15 protein-coding genes are annotated in these 17,174 nt (G+C 51.6%); 8 read left to right on the top strand and 7 right to left on the bottom strand.

Annotated features, from left to right (window positions below; translation table 11 throughout):
• Nucleotides 1–180 precede the first annotated feature (180 nt).
• Nucleotides 181–987, top strand: a complete 807-nt coding sequence (xthA, locus tag NAL19_RS10130; protein WP_225088032.1) for an exodeoxyribonuclease III — start codon at nucleotides 181–183, stop codon at nucleotides 985–987.
• 184 nt (nucleotides 988–1,171) lie between these two features.
• Here the strand turns inward: xthA and NAL19_RS10125 are convergent, their stop codons facing one another.
• The 3 genes from NAL19_RS10125 to NAL19_RS10115 form a co-directional block, all read right to left on the bottom strand.
• Nucleotides 1,172–1,462 carry a YnjH family protein gene (locus NAL19_RS10125; protein WP_263059589.1) on the bottom strand — a complete coding sequence of 97 codons (291 nt, stop codon included), beginning with the start codon at nucleotides 1,460–1,462 and terminating at the stop codon, nucleotides 1,172–1,174.
• Nucleotides 1,459–3,384, bottom strand: a complete 1,926-nt coding sequence (locus NAL19_RS10120) for a DNA topoisomerase III (RefSeq protein WP_263059588.1) — start codon at nucleotides 3,382–3,384, stop codon at nucleotides 1,459–1,461. Before NAL19_RS10120 ends, NAL19_RS10125 begins: the two co-directional genes overlap by 4 nt.
• Before the next feature lie 100 nt (nucleotides 3,385–3,484).
• Complete coding sequence (locus NAL19_RS10115) at nucleotides 3,485–4,036, bottom strand: NAD(P)H nitroreductase (RefSeq protein WP_225088029.1); 552 nt, start codon at nucleotides 4,034–4,036, stop codon at nucleotides 3,485–3,487.
• A 336-nt stretch (nucleotides 4,037–4,372) separates the two neighbouring features.
• Here NAL19_RS10115 and sppA point away from each other — a divergent pair, with 336 nt between their 5' ends.
• The 3 genes from sppA to pncA all read left to right on the top strand — a co-directional run bounded on the left by sppA (nucleotide 4,373) and on the right by pncA (nucleotide 8,287).
• Entirely contained in the window at nucleotides 4,373–6,223 is a 1,851-nt protein-coding gene (sppA, locus tag NAL19_RS10110) for a signal peptide peptidase SppA (RefSeq protein WP_225088028.1), read from the top strand.
• A 377-nt stretch (nucleotides 6,224–6,600) separates the two neighbouring features.
• Nucleotides 6,601–7,620 carry an asparaginase gene (gene ansA, locus NAL19_RS10105; protein WP_225088027.1) on the top strand — a complete coding sequence of 340 codons (1,020 nt, stop codon included), beginning with the start codon at nucleotides 6,601–6,603 and terminating at the stop codon, nucleotides 7,618–7,620.
• 19 nt (nucleotides 7,621–7,639) lie between these two features.
• A complete protein-coding gene (gene pncA, locus NAL19_RS10100; protein ID WP_225088026.1) occupies nucleotides 7,640–8,287 on the top strand; it encodes a bifunctional nicotinamidase/pyrazinamidase in 648 nt (215 codons plus the stop codon).
• A 55-nt stretch (nucleotides 8,288–8,342) separates the two neighbouring features.
• Here pncA and NAL19_RS10095 read toward each other — a convergent pair whose 3' ends face one another.
• Both NAL19_RS10095 and msrB read right to left on the bottom strand, forming a co-directional pair.
• The gene (locus NAL19_RS10095) at nucleotides 8,343–8,621 is read right to left on the bottom strand and encodes a YeaC family protein (RefSeq protein ID WP_180741072.1); all 279 of its coding nucleotides are present in this window, start codon (nucleotides 8,619–8,621) and stop codon (nucleotides 8,343–8,345) included.
• Between the two features lie 184 nt (nucleotides 8,622–8,805).
• On the bottom strand, nucleotides 8,806–9,225 hold the full coding sequence (gene msrB, locus NAL19_RS10090) for a peptide-methionine (R)-S-oxide reductase MsrB (RefSeq protein ID WP_180741073.1): 420 nt from the start codon (nucleotides 9,223–9,225) through the stop codon (nucleotides 8,806–8,808).
• A 343-nt stretch (nucleotides 9,226–9,568) separates the two neighbouring features.
• Here msrB and gapA point away from each other — a divergent pair, with 343 nt between their 5' ends.
• Both gapA and NAL19_RS10080 read left to right on the top strand, forming a co-directional pair.
• Complete coding sequence (gapA, locus tag NAL19_RS10085; RefSeq protein ID WP_225088025.1) at nucleotides 9,569–10,564, top strand: glyceraldehyde-3-phosphate dehydrogenase; 996 nt, start codon at nucleotides 9,569–9,571, stop codon at nucleotides 10,562–10,564.
• A gap of 107 nt (nucleotides 10,565–10,671) precedes the next feature.
• Nucleotides 10,672–11,541: a D-hexose-6-phosphate mutarotase gene (locus NAL19_RS10080; protein WP_263059587.1), complete on the top strand. Its 870-nt coding sequence runs from the start codon at nucleotides 10,672–10,674 to the stop codon at nucleotides 11,539–11,541.
• 94 nt (nucleotides 11,542–11,635) lie between these two features.
• On the opposite strand, the gene NAL19_RS10075 is transcribed toward NAL19_RS10080, so the two are convergent.
• Together NAL19_RS10075 and NAL19_RS10070 are read right to left on the bottom strand one after the other, a co-directional pair.
• Nucleotides 11,636–12,487: an aldo/keto reductase gene (locus NAL19_RS10075; protein ID WP_225088023.1), complete on the bottom strand. Its 852-nt coding sequence runs from the start codon at nucleotides 12,485–12,487 to the stop codon at nucleotides 11,636–11,638.
• Nucleotides 12,488–12,645: 158 nt separating this feature from the next.
• Complete coding sequence (locus NAL19_RS10070) at nucleotides 12,646–13,395, bottom strand: MipA/OmpV family protein (protein ID WP_263059586.1); 750 nt, start codon at nucleotides 13,393–13,395, stop codon at nucleotides 12,646–12,648.
• A 454-nt stretch (nucleotides 13,396–13,849) separates the two neighbouring features.
• Here NAL19_RS10070 and yeaG point away from each other — a divergent pair, with 454 nt between their 5' ends.
• Both yeaG and NAL19_RS10060 read left to right on the top strand, forming a co-directional pair.
• Nucleotides 13,850–15,784: a protein kinase YeaG gene (gene yeaG, locus NAL19_RS10065; protein ID WP_263059585.1), complete on the top strand. Its 1,935-nt coding sequence runs from the start codon at nucleotides 13,850–13,852 to the stop codon at nucleotides 15,782–15,784.
• Between the two features lie 36 nt (nucleotides 15,785–15,820).
• Entirely contained in the window at nucleotides 15,821–17,095 is a 1,275-nt protein-coding gene (locus NAL19_RS10060) for a YeaH/YhbH family protein (protein WP_225088020.1), read from the top strand.
• Nucleotides 17,096–17,174 lie beyond the last annotated feature (79 nt).

Genomic DNA, 17,174 nt, shown 5'->3' with positions numbered 1-17,174 from the left:
AGCCTTAGATTCAACTGAATATAAGTGAATCTTATTTTCACGGATGCTCATCTGCGTTAAGCGCTTCTAACATCACGGCAATATCTTCATTCGCGCGTACCGAAAGCCCCTCCTCACCGTGACGCCATACCTCATTTTCTGCTACCATCTGGTCACATTTTTCAGCGAATGGCAGCGAACATGAAAGTTGTATCTTTTAATATCAATGGCCTGCGGGCGCGTCCTCATCAGTTGGCCGCCATTATCGAACAACATCAGCCGGATATCATCGGGTTGCAGGAAACCAAAGTCCACGATGACATGTTTCCGTTAGAGGATGTCAGCCAGTACGGTTACCACGTTTATTATCATGGGCAGAAGGGGCACTACGGCGTCGCCCTGCTGTGTAAAGCGCAGCCGATAGCGGTACGTCGCGGTTTTCCAACGGATGAAGAAGAGGCACAGCGCCGGATCATCATGGCGGATTTCGCCACGGAGCATGGCACCTTTACAATTGTTAACGGGTATTTTCCACAGGGAGAAAGCCGCGACCATCCGGTGAAATTCCCCGCTAAGACACGTTTCTATCAGGATCTGCAAACCTATCTGGAACAGCACCACAGCGCCACGCAACCACTGATCGTAATGGGTGATGTCAATATCAGCCCGACCGATCTGGATATCGGGATTGGTGAGGAGAATCGCAAGCGCTGGCTACGCACCGGGAAATGCTCTTTCCTGCCGGAAGAGCGTGAATGGATGGCGCGTTTGCAAGGCTGGGGATTGATTGACACCTTCCGTGCCGCCAACCCCGAGAGCAACGATCGTTTTTCGTGGTTTGATTACCGCTCAGCCGGGTTTGATGACAACCGTGGCCTGCGTATCGACCTGATTCTCGCCAGCACGTTTCTGGCCGAACGCTGCGTTGCTACCGGTATTGATTACGACATTCGGGGAATGGAAAAACCATCCGACCATGCGCCAATTTGGGCACAATTTGCGCTGTAGGAATAGATCGCGCTGTAGAGAGAATACGTTGTAAAGACAGTGCGTAGTAAAAAATAGTAACTTGGTAAAAATAGTACCTGGTAAAAATAATACGCGATAAAAATGCTATCCCCGCCGTGCATCAAAGCACAGCGGGGATGAAAAGCAGCGGAAGCAGTAAACGTCATACTTCCTTAACGCGCCGTTATTGCTTAATCAACTGCCATATCAGGTTATTCGTTCCCAACGTTTGCTTGTCCCGCACGCATTGCAGAATCACACCTTCGACCTTCAGCACCGCGCCTTCGGAATAGTTCCGATTTTCATACACACAGCAGCGCAGGCAGTTGTTACTTTGCTCACGCACCGTCGTCCCGGCACCCCACACTTCCGGTGGTACGGGAACGACAATATCCGTCCCGCCACGATTCGCCTGCGCCAGCGTGGGCAGCACCAGCATCACACTGACGAAACACAAAGACACTAACGATTTCATTGCTCCTGCTCCTTCGCTTTTTTAGTCTGAGGCTTGCGCCGTTTTGTGGCACCCGACGGCGGCGCGGAAAGTCCTTTAAACGCTCTCACCGCGCCGTTTTGTTTAGCCTGCTGAATCAACGCCTGCAAGGAATGAGTCAGTGGCTGCATAAAATCCTGATAGCGACATTTCTTCTCGCTGATTTGCGTCAACGTGGCTTCCCAATGCGCTGTCATGTCGGGGTGTGCCGCGCTGGCAGGCAGCGAGTGAATCAACGCCCGCCCCGCTTCGCTTGCGTGAATATAGCGCGCTTTCTTAAACAGAAACGCCCGTTTAAACAGTAATTCGATGATACCTGCCCGCGTAGCCTCCGTCCCTAAACCATCGGTCGCCCGCAGAATTTTCTTCAGTTCCTTGTCCTGCACAAAACGCGCGATACCCGTCATCGCCGATAGCAGCGTCGCATCGGTAAACGGTCGTGGTGGCTGGGTTTGACGCTCAACCACCTCACCGCGTTCACACAGTAATTCATCACCTTTGGCCACCACGGGCAACGGCATGCCTTCGTTTTCTTCGTCACGTTCTTTACCACCCAGCAGCGTGCGCCACCCGGCTTCGGCCAGAAACCGCGCTTTGGCAATAAATTTGCCCCCCGCGATATCCAGTTCAATGACACACTTACGAAACACGGCATCTGGGCAGAATTGCATAATGTACTGCCGCGCGACCAAACCATACACTTTGCGCTCATTCTCCGTCAGCGAGGCGCTGGCGCTGCGGGCAGTGGGAATAATCGCGTGGTGAGCATCGACCTTACCGTCATCCCAGCAGCGGTTACGTCGATCCACATCCATCACTGGCTGTGGCAGCAGATCGGGTTGATGTACGGATATCGCATTCAAGACAGCATGACGCCCGGCAAAATGCTCCTCGGGCAGATAGCGGCAGTCAGAACGCGGGTAGGTGATCAGCTTATGCGTTTCATAGAGCTTCTGACACACGTCCAATACCTGCTGCGCGCTGAGCCCAAAACGCTTTGCGGCCTCAATTTGTAGCGTCGACAACGAATAAGGCAGCGGTGCCGTTTCCGATTCCCGTTTATCATTATAGCTGGTGACAAACGCAGGCTGGCCTTCGATACGTTTGACGACATGTTCCGCCAAAGAACGGTGCAATAAGCGCCCTTCTTCATCCTGATACGGCTCACAGGATTCGCTGGGCTGCCAAAGCGCGACAAAGCGCTCATCCGCAGGCGTCACAATGTGGGCTTTCACTTCAAAGTAGTCTTTGGGGACGAAATTTTCTATCTCTTCATCCCGCCGCACCACCAGCCCCAGCACCGGCGTTTGCACACGGCCAACCGACAGCACGCCGTCATAGCCGGCATTGCGTCCTAATATCGTATAGGCGCGGGTCATGTTAATGCCGTAGAGCCAATCCGCCCGGGAACGCGCGAGGGCAGAAACACATAGGGGAATAAATTCCCTGTTCTCGCGCAGGCGAGAAACGGCACGCTCTACCGCCTGTGGGTTGAGGTCGTTAATCAGACAGCGGCGTACTTGCTGACGTTTCTCTTCCGGCAGCGCCAGATATTCCAGCACCTCATCCACCAGCAGTTGCCCTTCACGATCGGGGTCTCCCGCGTGAATCACTTCGCTGGCATCATTCAGGAGCTTTTTAATAGTGTTCAACTGCTTGCTAACCGAAGGACGCGGTTGCAGCAACCATTTTTGAGGGATGATAGGTAAATCGGCAAGCGACCACCGTGCGTAGCGCGCATCATAAACATCTGGCTGCGCCTGCTCCAGCAGGTGCCCCACGCACCACGTCACGACATCATTCTGACCGCAGGCAATAAAGCCATCGCCGCGTCGATGCGGTTTGGGTAGCACATCTGCAATCGCCCGCGCCAGGCTGGGCTTTTCGGCAATAAAAAGTCGCATTATTCACCCTATCGCACACAGTCTGTGCATTTCCCGCGTCATTCGCGGGAAAGCACACGGTAAAACGGGTGGGAAGTCGATATTCTTCAAAAGATGACGATCAGAAGTAGTGAACAAACGTGTCGGTATCAAGCGGCGTGACTGTCGTTGAGGCTTTGAGCTGCGGTGTCCCTAAATAGAGGAAACCGACAATTTCATCCTGTTCACGACAGTTGAACGCTTCACGCACCAGCGCATTGTGCGTCCAGGCACCGCTACGCCAAATACCGTTAAAGCCCTGTGCCAATGCTGCCATCTGCATGGCCTGAACCGCACAACCTGCGGAGACAATTTGCTCCCAAAGCGGAACTTTCGGGTTCTCTTCGCAATGCGCGACAACGGTGATAATCAGCGGAGCGCGATAAGGGGCCTGACGCGCTTTATCGATACCGGCGTCGTCCAAGCCTTCCTGCTGCGCCGCACGGGTCAGCAGCGCACTAAAACGATCCAGACCGTCATTTTCGATCATAAAAAAGCGCCACGGCTGCATGGCACCATGATCCGGCGCACGCATACCCGCGTGGATGATGTTATTCAACGCGTCACCCGTCGGTGCTGGCGCGGTCAGGCGCGAGGCCGAACGACGATTCAAGAGCAATTCAAGAGCATCCATCGCACATCTCCTGTCTGGCAATATAATTTCTGCGATACACGCCATTTCTACGGTAGAAGCCACATTTACGCTAAAACGATGTTTACAGCAAAAACGCGGTCTACAGTAAAAGCGGTCTACAGTAAAAACAGTGGTACGGCAACGTTGCGCGCCACGTTAGCACAAGTAGAAGTTTTGTTACAAGATAGCCCCGACAGGACGCGCTTCTGCGGCGATTTAATACTGACTTTTTACTGTCTGCTCATTAGGATACTATCACTCCTTGTGCTTCATCACTTGCCAGAGGCGAGCTGAAGGACGTAGAGCACACGTTGTTTACCCGTTCATGGAGATATCATGCGCACATTGTGGCGAATTTTTAGCGGATTTTTTAAGTGGACGTGGCGTCTGCTTAATTTTATCAGAGAATTTATTCTCAATATTTTTCTTATTGCCTTGATTCTGGTTGGCGTTGGAATCTACTCACAGGTAAAAACAACACCGGAAGTGGCCACCAAGGGTGCGCTGCTGGTCGATCTAACCGGCGTAGTCGTTGATCAACCCACCGTTAATAACAAATTGCGTCAATTAGGGCGCGAATTCTTCGGTGCATCAAACAACCGTCGTCAGGAAAACTCACTGTTCGATATCGTTGACAGTATTCGTCAGGCAAAGAGCGACGACAACATCACGGGAATGGTGCTGGATCTCAGCGACTTTACCGGTGCCGACCAGCCATCCCTGCAATATATCGGCAAGGCGCTGCGTGAATTCCGTGATAGCGGTAAACCCATTTATGCCGTCGGCGACAGCTACAATCAGTCTCAATATTATTTGGCCAGTTTTGCCAATACGGTGTCGTTGACGCCACAAGGCAGTGTCGATCTGCACGGTTTTGCGACCAACAATCTCTACTTCAAATCCATGCTCGACAAGCTGAAAGTGACCACCAATATCTTCCGTGTGGGAACCTATAAATCAGCCGTTGAACCCTATCTGCGTGACGATATGTCTCCTGCTGCGCGCGATGCCGATGGCCGCTGGATCAACGCGCTGTGGCAGCAGTATTTAAATACCGTTTCCGCTAACCGTCAGATTACACCTCAGCAGCTTTTCCCTGGTGCAGCAGGCATCATTGCGGGCTTGCAGGCCGTTCAGGGCGACACCGCACGCTATGCGTTGGATAACAAGCTGGTTGATGAAGTGGCATCACGTTCCGTGACCGAGCAATCGCTGGTTAAAGCATTCGGCTGGAATAGCCAGAAAAACAACTTTAACTTTATCAGCATCTACGACTACACCCTCAAACCGCCGGTGCAAAATAACAACCAGATTGCGGTTGTGTTTGCCAATGGCGCCATCATTGACGGGCCGGAAACACCGGGAATGGTCGGTGGCGATACCACAGCAGCACAAATTCGTGCCGCACGCCTCGATCCTAAAGTCAAAGCGCTGGTACTGCGCGTCAATAGCCCTGGCGGTAGCGTTACCGCGTCGGAGTTGATCCGCTCAGAACTGATGGCGCTTCGCCTGGCGGGCAAACCGATCGTGGTCTCCATGGGCGGCATGGCGGCATCAGGCGGCTACTGGATCTCAACGCCAGCAAACGCGATCATCTCCAGCGCCAGTACGCTGACAGGTTCTATCGGCATTTTTGGCGTGATTACCACGTTCGAAAACTCGCTGGAAAGCCTTGGCGTGCATACGGATGGCGTTGCCACTTCCCCGCTGGCCGATCTGTCGATTACAAAATCGCTGCCGCCTGAATTCTCGCAGATGATGCAGTTGAGTATTGAACGCGGCTATAAAAATTTCATCGATATCGTGGCACAGGCACGCAAGAAAACGCCGGAGCAAATCGATCAGATCGCGCAAGGTCACGTCTGGGTCGGTAGCGATGCGAAAGAAAATGGTCTTGTCGATCAGATCGGTGATTTTGATGATGCAGTGAAGAAAGCCGCAGAGCTGGCCAAACTGGGACAATACCAATTGAACTGGTATGCGGAACAACCTGGTCTGTTCGACACAATGCTGAATCAGGTGAACGCTTCCGTTTACGCCCTGCTGCCCGTTGCCGTTCAGTCTATGTTGCCGGCACCGGTCGCCCAGTTGGCAGAAGCTGTACGCTCACAACCGTCTATCATGAATAACCTAAACGACCCGCAGAACCGGTACGCATTTTGCCTCAACTGCGGAGAAGTCCGGTAGCGTTTACAGTAAGCGCACATATATACCCTAAATAATTCGGGTTGCGTGAAGGCGGCAACCGAACGACAAATCGGTCTTACCGATTTGAACAGCGCTAGCGCTGGCCCGAAGGGTGAGCTTCATTTATGAGGCTCATTAATCCCCAGGAGCTTACACCAGTAAGTGACTGGGGTGAGTAAGGACAAATCGGCTTAGCCGATTTGAACGCCGCTTGCGGCCGCCCTTCAGGGCGAGGCTCAGAAATGAGCCGAGTATTGTCAACGCACAAGCAGCTTGAAGTATGACGGGTATAGCCCGGTAATAGTCATTGCTTATGATAGTATTATCGGGCTGTTTTTCCCTCTATAATTCTTGGTTTACTCCTTACTCACACCACCATGCGAAAGAAATCCATTTATGTCGCCTACACGGGCGGCACCATCGGTATGCAGCGTTCTGCTAATGGCTATGTCCCGGTATCCGGTCATTTACAACAGCAGTTGGCAAACATGCCCGAATTCCATCGTGAAGAGATGCCATCGTTCACGATTCATGAATATGACCCGTTGATCGACTCCTCCGACATGACGCCAGCAGACTGGCAATCCATTGCGGACGATATTCAAGATCACTACGATGATTACGACGGTTTCGTGATTCTGCATGGTACTGACACGATGGCGTTCACCGCTTCTGCGCTCTCATTTATGCTGGAAAATCTGGCCAAGCCGGTTATCGTGACAGGGTCACAAATTCCATTGGCAGAATTACGCTCGGACGGCCAGACCAACCTGCTGAATGCGCTATACGTTGCGGCTAATCATCCGATTAATGAAGTCGCTCTCTTCTTCAATAACAAGCTGCTACGCGGCAATCGCACCACCAAAGCCCATGCGGATGGTTTTGATGCTTTCGCTTCCCCTAATTATCCGCCACTGCTGGAAGCCGGTATTCATATTCGTCGACTGGCGCCCACCGTGGAATGCAGCAACTGCCCACCGCTAAAAGTACATCACATAACGCCACAGCCTATCGGGGTGATTACGATTTACCCTGGCATTTCTGCCGATGTCATCAGTAATTTCCTCCGTCAGCCGGTAAAGGCGCTTATCCTGCGTTCCTACGGTGTTGGCAACGCGCCGCAAAGCCCCGGCCTGCTGCACGAATTACGCGAAGCCTCCGCACGCGGCATTGTGGTCGTCAATCTAACACAGTGCATTTCCGGTCGTGTGAACATGGGCGGCTATGCGACAGGTAATGCGCTGGCGCATGCAGGCGTGATCAGTGGCTTTGACATGACCGTTGAAGCTGCACTGACTAAACTGCATTATTTATTGAGCCAGCAGGACTTAAGCGCCGATGAAATTCGCCATTTGATGCAGCAGAACCTGCATGGGGAATTGAGCGATAAAGATTGAGTCAATCACGGAGTCGGTAATGAAAAAAGCATTGCTATTAGTTGATTTACAAAATGATTTTTGTCCCGGCGGCGCATTGGCCGTTAATGAAGGCGATCAGGTCATTGCGGTTGCCAACCGTGCGATTGAGGCCTGCGTGGCCGCTGGCGTTACCGTGATCGCCAGTCAGGATTGGCATCCCGAGAATCACGGCTGCTTTGCCGTTAATGCAAATACCAAGGTTGGAGAAATCGGCGAGTTAAACGGATGGCCGCAGATCTGGTGGCCGGTTCATTGCGTGCAGGGAACCGCTGGTGCTGATTTCCACCCCGCACTTAATCAGTCGGCCATTCAGTGGATCGTACAAAAAGGGACTCAGCCAGAGATCGATAGCTATAGCGCTTTTTTCGATAACGGGCATCGGGTAAAAACCGAATTGGATGACTGGCTACATGCCAACCATATCACCCATTTGACGATTCTCGGGCTGGCGACAGATTATTGCGTCAAGTTCAGCGTGTGGGATGCCATTGCGCTGGGTTATCACACCGAAATATTAGTGGACGGTTGTCGGGGCCTGAATCTTTTGCCCGACGACAGCGAATCTGCATTACGGGAAATGGTACAGCGCGGGGCGACACTGACGGATATGACGCAGTTCCTTGCTACACTGCCTTCCGCACACTAGTCAGCGTCACTGTCGCCCTGCATTACGGCAGCCGATGAGGCTGCCTGCTTACGCGTTAGGCGTCGGGCTTCAACGTAACAATAGCATCAGCGATGTTAAACTCGCGCTTCAGTTCCTGCTTACTCTTCATCACAATTTCGCCATTAGTGCCAATCGTCATGTGCTCAGCCTGTTCATTATGACGAGCCTGCCACATCATCACCATTTGCAGGCAGTTTTCTTTCTGTTCAGCCGTCAACGCGACACCGTCTGGCCATTTGCCCAGCTCTACCGCCGTGACTAACCGCTGGTAAATTTCTGGCGTCATCGCGTCGATCAGATCATTGAGTTCCATATCCGGTTTCTGCTCCGAAAAAGGTCAGCGTTATTCTTACTGAGTTCTGTTATTGACAGGGGCACTTGTATTTACAGGAACGTTTGCATTTACAGAAACGTTTGTATTTACAGGAATGCTTGATAGCTGAATCGTTTAAAGCTATGCAGTGCCATCCTGCCATGCCCTATTCATCTCACTCAGATTACCCGTCAACGCGCTCGCCATCAACGTCATCGATAAAGCTCAGCGAAGCAGAATTTACGCAATAGCGCTCGCCCGTGGTTTTCGGACCATCAGGGAAAACGTGCCCCAGATGCGCATCGCACTGCCCACAGCGGATCTCAATACGGCGCATATTGTGTGAATCATCTTCCAGATAGCGAATCGCTTCTGAGGAAACGGGCTGATCGAAGCTCGGCCAGCCACAGCCGGAGTCATATTTACTGTCGGAGTAAAACAGCGGGGCCTGACAGCACAAGCAGTGATAAACGCCGGTACGCTTGTTATGCAGCAGTTTGCCTGAAAACGCGGGCTCTGTGCCGCGTTGCTGGGTGACATAGCGCTGCATCTCAGTCAGTTCAGTATTATCGGACGGGGTATGCGAAGCAGAGTCGTTAGTCATGGAAGTCTCACAGCGGGTGTTATCAATTCAATTAATCATTGATTATAACAAAAAATTAACAACCTAACAGGTCGTTCTGGCCTAATATTAGAAATGTTATCAGCATGAATATTTAATTGTGATGAGCATCACATATTGAGACAACGCAGGCTTTATATGATGCATTCCGCCCTCATATCAGTCTTAGATGTTACTTATTTACAGGCTCGAGCGGTTTTTGCGCAAAGATTGGTCATAGGTTTGACTTACAGCAACTATTGACACGATTCCGCTTGACGCTCAGCAAGGTTTTTGTAATTTTACAACCAACCTTTTATTCACAAACCAATAGCTGGTGGAATATATGACTATCAAAGTAGGTATCAACGGTTTTGGCCGTATCGGCCGTATTGTTTTCCGCGCTGCACAAGAACGTTCTGACATCGAGATCGTTGCAATCAACGACCTGTTGGACGCTGATTACATGGCGTATATGCTGAAGTACGACTCAACTCATGGTCGTTTCAACGGCACCGTTGAAGTTAAAGATGGCCACCTGGTTGTTAACGGCAAAACCATTCGTGTTACCGCCGAGCGCGATCCTGCAAACCTGAAGTGGAACGAAGTTAACGTTGATGTCGTTGCTGAAGCAACTGGCCTGTTCCTGACTGACGAAACTGCACGTAAGCACATCGCTGCTGGTGCGAAGAAAGTCGTTCTGACTGGTCCATCTAAAGATGACACCCCAATGTTCGTTATGGGCGTAAACCACAAAGCTTACGCAGGTCAGGACATCGTTTCTAACGCCTCTTGCACCACTAACTGTCTGGCTCCGCTGGCAAAAGTTATCAACGACAACTTCGGTATCGTTGAAGCACTGATGACCACCGTTCACGCAACCACTGCAACGCAGAAAACCGTTGATGGCCCGTCTCACAAAGACTGGCGCGGCGGCCGCGGCGCAGCACAGAACATCATCCCATCTTCTACCGGTGCTGCTAAAGCAGTAGGTAAAGTTATTCCTGAGCTGAACGGCAAACTGACTGGTATGGCGTTCCGCGTTCCTACCCCTAACGTTTCTGTTGTTGACCTGACTGCACGTCTGGAAAAACCAGCTACTTACAAAGAAATCTGTGCAGCAATCAAATCTGCTTCTGAAGGCGAGCTGAAAGGCGTGCTGGGCTACACCGAAGACGAAGTGGTTTCTACCGATTTCAACGGCGAAAAACTGACTTCCGTATTTGATGCGAAAGCGGGTATCGCACTGAGCGATAACTTTGTGAAACTGGTTTCCTGGTACGACAACGAAACGGGTTACTCAAACAAAGTTCTGGATCTGATTGCTCACATTTCTAAATAAGTGTCAGCGATGATTCGGTGAAAAAAGGGCGACGTGATGTCGCCCTTTTTTATTGTTACTTGCAGATTTCTTTTTACTACGAAAAACAATCAAAAAAAGGCACTATCATGCATAACACAATTTTCTCACTCCCCGTCACAAAACAAATTAGCGCCCCCCTCAGCCAGCGTCAGTTGGACCAACTCCCTATCGTCGTCGTTGACCATCCTGAAGTGCGTGCGGCAGTGGCATTACAAGGGGCACACTTACTCAGTTGGCAGCCAACTAATGAAGAGCCGGTACTCTGGCTGAGTGACAATACGCCTTTTACTCATCACGTTGCGATTCGCGGCGGTGTACCGATCTGCTTCCCTTGGTTTGGCCCTTTCGCCGAGCCTAACCATGGTTTCGCCCGCCTGCTGCCGTGGGAATTTACCGCCCACAGCGAAAATGAGCACGGTGTGCAGCTCACGTTCACACTGCGGGACAATGAAGAAACACGGAAGAGCTGGCCACATGCGTTCACGCTCATTGCCCGCTTCAAGCTGGGCAAAGAATGTGGCATTGAGTTGGAAGCACAAGGTGATTACAGCATTACCAGCGCGCTGCACACCTATTTCAACATCGGTGACATCAGCGATATTCGCATTACTGGTCTGGGCGAGTCATTCATTGATAAGGTGAATCAGGGCAAGCTGTCTACGCAGCAAGGCGATCTGGTCTTTACCGACCGTACAGACCGCATTTATACCCAGCCACAGGATACCAGCGTGGTACATGACGCCGTCCTGAAACGCAGCATCGAAGTACACCATTCGCACCACAGTGATGTCGTGTCGTGGAACCCTGGTGCAGAGCTTTCTCGTACAATTAGCGATATGACCGATGAGGGATATAAAACGTTCGTGTGCGTAGAAACGGCGCGAATTAATCAACCGTTTGTCGCCGCCACCAACGCTCCGGCGCGTCTGGCGACAGTTATCCGCATCAAGAAATAACCACGACTATAGATACCCAAACGAGTACGGTGTATGGCGGCTCCGCCATACACCTTCTTCTGCAAATCCTTTTCCACAAATGCTTTCGCTTCCGCTACACCACATCCAGATGTTGTTTGCGCGTCGGCGGTGGAAAAGCGCGATCCAACTGCGCGATATCGTCCTCAGACAACAACACGTCCAATGCTTGCGCATTTTCCTGAACATGCTTAACCGAACTTGCTTTAGGAATCGCGATCACGCCCGGCTGACGAATCGCCCATGCTAATAAAAGTTGAGCGGGTGTGATGCTCTGTTCATGCGCAATCCGCTTCACTACAGGATGCGAGAATAATCCATCACGTAAGCGCCCGGCCTGCGCCAGCGGACAATACGCCATGATGGGAAGCTGCTGTTGCTGACACCACGGCAGCAAATCAAACTCAATACCACGCGATGCCAAATGGTAAAGCACCTGATTGGTCATACAGCGCTGTCCGCCGTTCAGAGACCACAGCTCCTGCATATCCTCAAGGTCGAGATTGGAGACGCCCCACTGACCGATTTTGCCCGCCTGCTGCAATCGTTCCATTGCGGCGATGGTATCAACTAAGGGGATACCACCACGCCAGTGCAACAGATACAGATCGATACGCTCGGTTTGCAGTCGCTTCAGGCTGCGTTCACACGCCTGTATCGCCTTTTCACCTCCCGCATTGTGCGGGTAGACTTTCGATACCAGATAAACGCTGTCACGACGGCCGCGCATCGCTTCACCAACCACGACCTCCGCCCCGCCGTCCGCATACATTTCGGCCGTATCAATCAACGTTAAGCCAAGGTCGATGCCCGCTTGCAGCGCCGCCACTTCCTGCGCTTTCATGCGGGCATCTTCACCCATGTACCACGTCCCCTGACCGATCGCCGGTACGCGGGTGTCATCTGGAAAACGAATCGTTTTTGTCACGCGCTTCTCCCTTATTTACCGTCAACGTCATCGGTTTGCCATCAACCTAACATGATATTCAGCGCACCATAAACGTGCAAATGGGGTGATATCACCCCATTATTGTACGGCAACTGCACCATGCTTACGAAGAGCATTAAAAGCGCTCACGAAAAGCATCAGAAACGGTAGCTGACGCCTGCGCTCATTAAGATGCTGTGACTACTGTCGACAATCGGGCTGTCCTTCATTTCGTCAGACAAACGCGTGTAACGACCCACGGCCCAGGCGCTCCAGCTTTGGTTAATCTGATAACCGGCGCTCAGCTCAAGATAGGGAGCCCAACCATCGCCAGGACTATATTGGTTAAAGCCGGAACGCGCGGACTCCTGTGCGTTAACACCATAGTAATACCGGTTCATGTTTTCACTAAACCAGGTGGCACCGATACCTGGGGTGATGCTCAAATCACCCATTGAGAAACGGTAAAGATAGGCCGTATCCCACGCGAATCCATTGCTGTAGTCCAGCGTGTCGCCTGCCAGCACAGTACGAATTTCGCCCCAGTCGGCAGTATGACGATAGGCCGCACCCGCCATCAGCGTACCGCGGCGTTTATCTAGCTGCTTCATACGCAGATCGTCGCTATCTCCCGGTTTAAACCCTAAAGGCAGGTAGTAGGCCGTTAAAGAGAGACGATTTGCGCCGTCATTCCACAGGTAGTATCCACCACCCAGCCCGCGGAAATAAAAATTTTCACTTTCATAATTCAGTACAGGAAGCGGATAAACGTCATTATCAACACCACGGTATACGGACGTTGAACCCATAGCGCCAAGGCCCAGAGAGACGTCTGCGGCATAGGCTGAAGGCAGGAGCACGGCACCAGAAATCAGCGCGGCCAGCATACATAGTTGAGGTTTTTTCACAGTTTTCTATTTCCTATTACAGATAAATATCATGAAACATGATAAGCCAATTACACACGTTCGCGTTCAGGTTATATAAAATAACACTAACGAATAACCTAACTATTCGATAGGTTTTACGTGCGCTAACGTCGGTAATAGGCCGTGTCCTTAAGGCTGAGCGCCTATTCTCTATAAGGTTACACGGATTTTCCTGAAAGTGAGTCCTTGAAATATCTTAAAAATACGTCTGTGGACTAGAGGAAATTTTACGGATGCAAACTACGCTTTAATACAGAAGGTGGCGTCTTCCTGACCAGCTGGTATGAATAAAATCACGACGCCCTGATGTGGCAAGTTGGCATAAGGGTTGCTGGACTCAGAAGATTTCTTCTTTCGGGGGGCAATACATTAATAGGCATATATTCCACGCGCTCTCTTAATCTGTGCTAATCGACGAAGGACGGGCATCGCTATGAACATATTTGATCACTACCGCCAGCGCTACGACGCTGCCAAGGATGAAGAGTTCACTCTGCAGGAATTCCTTACTATCTGTCAGCAGGATCGCAATGCTTATGCGAACGCGGCTGAACGATTGTTAACGGCTATCGGTGAACCTGTAATGGTGGATACCGCCCAAGAATCACGAATGTCGCGCCTATTCTCGAACCGGGTGATTGCTCGCTACCCGGCTTTTGAAGAATTTTACGGTATGGAAGAAGCGATCGAACAGATTGTCTCTTACCTGAAACATGCCGCGCAGGGATTGGAAGAGAAGAAACAGATTCTCTATCTGTTGGGGCCGGTCGGTGGCGGTAAATCCTCTCTGGCCGAACGCTTGAAAGCACTGATGCAACGCGTACCGATTTACATCCTCAGCGCCAACGGCGAACGCAGCCCGGTGAATGACCATCCGCTCTGCCTGTTCAACCCGCAGGAAGATGCCGCCATTCTCGAAAAAGAGTATGCCATTCCACGGCGCTATCTCGGCACCATCATGTCGCCGTGGGCCGCCAAACGCCTTCAGGAATTTGGCGGCGACATTTCCAAATTCAAAGTCGTTAAAGTATGGCCATCAATTCTGGCACAAATCGGGATCGCAAAAACCGAACCCGGTGATGAGAACAATCAGGATATTTCAGCGCTGGTCGGCAAGGTCGATATCCGCAAGCTGGAGCATTATGCCCAAAACGATCCCGATGCCTACGGCTACTCTGGCGCATTGTGCCGCGCGAATCAGGGCATTATGGAATTCGTCGAGATGTTCAAAGCGCCGATCAAGGTGCTCCACCCGCTGCTGACCGCGACACAGGAAGGCAACTACAACGGGACGGAAGGTATTGCCGCCCTGCCGTTCAACGGGATTATTCTGGCGCACTCCAATGAATCGGAATGGGTGCAATTCCGTAACAACAAGAACAATGAGGCGTTTCTTGACCGTGTGTATATCGTGAAGGTGCCGTACTGCCTGCGCGTATCCGAAGAGGTCAAAATTTACGACAAGCTGCTCAACCACAGCGAGCTGACGCATGCGCCTTGCGCACCCGGCACGCTGGAAACGCTGGCTCGCTTCTCCATTCTGTCGCGCCTGAAAGACCCCGAAAACTCCAGCATCTACTCCAAGATGCGGGTTTATGACGGGGAAAGCCTGAAAGATACCGATCCGAAGGCGAAATCCTATCAGGAGTACCGCGATTACGCAGGTGTGGATGAAGGGATGAACGGCCTGTCGACCCGCTTCGCGTTCAAGATTCTGTCACGCGTCTTTAACTTCGATCACAGCGAAGTTGCGGCTAACCCGGTGCACCTGTTCTACGTACTGGAACAGCAGATCGAACGTGAGCAGTTCCCGCAGGAACTGGCAGAGAAGTACCTGGAGCACCTGAAAGGCTATCTGACGCCGAAATACGCGGAGTTTATCGGTAAAGAAATCCAGACCGCCTATCTCGAATCCTACTCCGAATACGGCCAGAACATTTTTGACCGTTATGTTACCTATGCGGATTTCTGGATTCAGGATCAGGAGTACCGTGACCCAGATACAGGCCAGCTGTTTGACCGCGAATCGTTAAACGCCGAGCTGGAAAAGATCGAGAAGCCTGCGGGCATCAGCAACCCGAAAGACTTCCGTAACGAGATCGTCAACTTTGTCCTGCGTGCCCGTGCCAATAATAGCGGCCGGAATCCAAACTGGATCAGTTACGAGAAGCTGCGCACGGTCATTGAGAAGAAGATGTTCTCCAACACGGAAGAGCTGCTGCCTGTGATTTCGTTTAATACCAAAACCTCAACGGATGAACAGAAAAAACATGATGACTTCGTCGATCGTATGATGGAGAAAGGCTACACCCGGAAGCAGGTGCGTTTGCTGTGCGAATGGTATCTGCGGGTGAGGAAATCATCATAATGACGCACGATGCTGGCAACAGCGTTTGGGGGAAACATGGCCTATTTTATTGATCGACGGCTAAACGGCAAAAACAAAAGCACGGTGAACCGCCAACGCTTTTTGCGCCGCTATAAGTCGCAAATAAAACAGTCGATTTCCGAGGCCATTAATAAGCGTTCGGTGACCGACATCGAAAGCGGGGAGTCGGTGTCGATCCCCAATGCAGACATCAACGAACCGATGTTCCATCAGGGCCGTGGAGGACGCCGTCATCGCGTCCACCCGGGTAATGATCACTTCGTACAGAACGACAAAATCGAGCGGCCACAAGGAGGTGGCGGCGGTGGTTCCGGTCAGGGGGACGCCAGTAAAGATGGCGAAGGCGAGGATGAGTTTGTCTTTCAGATCTCCAAAGACGAATATCTGGACCTGCTGTTTGAAGACCTGGCGCTGCCAAACCTGAAGAAGACCCAGCATCGGCAGATGACCGAGTACAAAACACATCGCGCTGGCTACACCGCGAACGGCGTTCCCGCCAATATCAGCGTGGTACGGTCGTTGCAAAACTCACTGGCGCGTCGTATGGCGATGACGGCGGGTAAACGCCGCACGCTGCACGAACTGGAAGAGACGTTGGAACAGCTGGCACATACCGAACCCGCGCAATTGCTGGAAGAGGAACGGCTGCGACAGGAAATTACCGAACTGCGCCAGAAAATCGCCCGCGTGCCGTTTATTGATACGTTTGACCTGCGCTACAAGAACTACGAGCGCCGGGCCGAGCCATCGAGCCAGGCTGTGATGTTTTGTTTGATGGACGTGTCCGGCTCCATGGATCAGGCGACAAAAGACATGGCGAAGCGCTTTTATATTCTGCTGTATCTGTTCCTCAGCAGAAATTACAAAAACGTAGACGTTGTCTATATTCGCCACCACACGCAGGCGAAAGAGGTTGATGAACAGGAGTTCTTCTACTCTCAGGAAACCGGCGGCACCATTGTCTCCAGTGCGTTAAAACTGATGGAGGAAGTCGTACGCGAGCGTTACGATCCGTCACAGTGGAATATCTATGCGGCACAGGCATCGGATGGCGATAACTGGGCTGATGATTCACCGCTGTGCCACCAGATACTGGCGAATAAGCTTCTGCCAATGGTGCGTTATTACAGCTATATCGAGATCACACGACGTTCACACCAGACGCTCTGGCGCGAATATGAAACACTGCGCGATACATTTGATAATTTCGCTATGCAGCATATTCGCGATCAGGATGATATCTACCCTGTCTTCCGCGAACTCTTCCGTAAGCAAACCGTAGGGCATTAACCATCACTCAGCCAGTTATCTGTTAATGATGAATAGTTAACTGGCTGATATCCCCTTCCAGAGTGGAAATCACTACCTC

This window comes from Pectobacterium sp. F1-1, from assembly GCF_025643735.1.
Classification (GTDB): Bacteria; Pseudomonadota; Gammaproteobacteria; order Enterobacterales; family Enterobacteriaceae; genus Pectobacterium; species Pectobacterium colocasium.
The sequence above is the reverse complement of the archived record's forward strand: the minus strand, read 5'-3'. Positions and strand labels throughout refer to the sequence as shown.

Bases quoted from the DNA above. Each gene is read 5' to 3' on its own strand.
- msrB (WP_180741073.1), bottom strand. From the start codon at position 9,225: ATGACTAACGACTCTGCTTCGCATACCCCGTCCGATAATACTGAACTG.
- xthA (WP_225088032.1), top strand. From the start codon at position 181: ATGAAAGTTGTATCTTTTAATATCAATGGCCTGCGGGCGCGTCCTCAT.
- gapA (WP_225088025.1), top strand. From the start codon at position 9,569: ATGACTATCAAAGTAGGTATCAACGGTTTTGGCCGTATCGGCCGTATT.
- ansA (WP_225088027.1), top strand. From the start codon at position 6,601: ATGCGAAAGAAATCCATTTATGTCGCCTACACGGGCGGCACCATCGGT.
- NAL19_RS10060 (WP_225088020.1), top strand. From the start codon at position 15,821: ATGGCCTATTTTATTGATCGACGGCTAAACGGCAAAAACAAAAGCACG.
- NAL19_RS10095 (WP_180741072.1), bottom strand. From the start codon at position 8,621: ATGGAACTCAATGATCTGATCGACGCGATGACGCCAGAAATTTACCAG.
- NAL19_RS10115 (WP_225088029.1), bottom strand. From the start codon at position 4,036: ATGGATGCTCTTGAATTGCTCTTGAATCGTCGTTCGGCCTCGCGCCTG.
- NAL19_RS10120 (WP_263059588.1), bottom strand. From the start codon at position 3,384: ATGCGACTTTTTATTGCCGAAAAGCCCAGCCTGGCGCGGGCGATTGCA.
- pncA (WP_225088026.1), top strand. From the start codon at position 7,640: ATGAAAAAAGCATTGCTATTAGTTGATTTACAAAATGATTTTTGTCCC.
- NAL19_RS10125 (WP_263059589.1), bottom strand. From the start codon at position 1,462: ATGAAATCGTTAGTGTCTTTGTGTTTCGTCAGTGTGATGCTGGTGCTG.
- yeaG (WP_263059585.1), top strand. From the start codon at position 13,850: ATGAACATATTTGATCACTACCGCCAGCGCTACGACGCTGCCAAGGAT.
- sppA (WP_225088028.1), top strand. From the start codon at position 4,373: ATGCGCACATTGTGGCGAATTTTTAGCGGATTTTTTAAGTGGACGTGG.
- NAL19_RS10080 (WP_263059587.1), top strand. From the start codon at position 10,672: ATGCATAACACAATTTTCTCACTCCCCGTCACAAAACAAATTAGCGCC.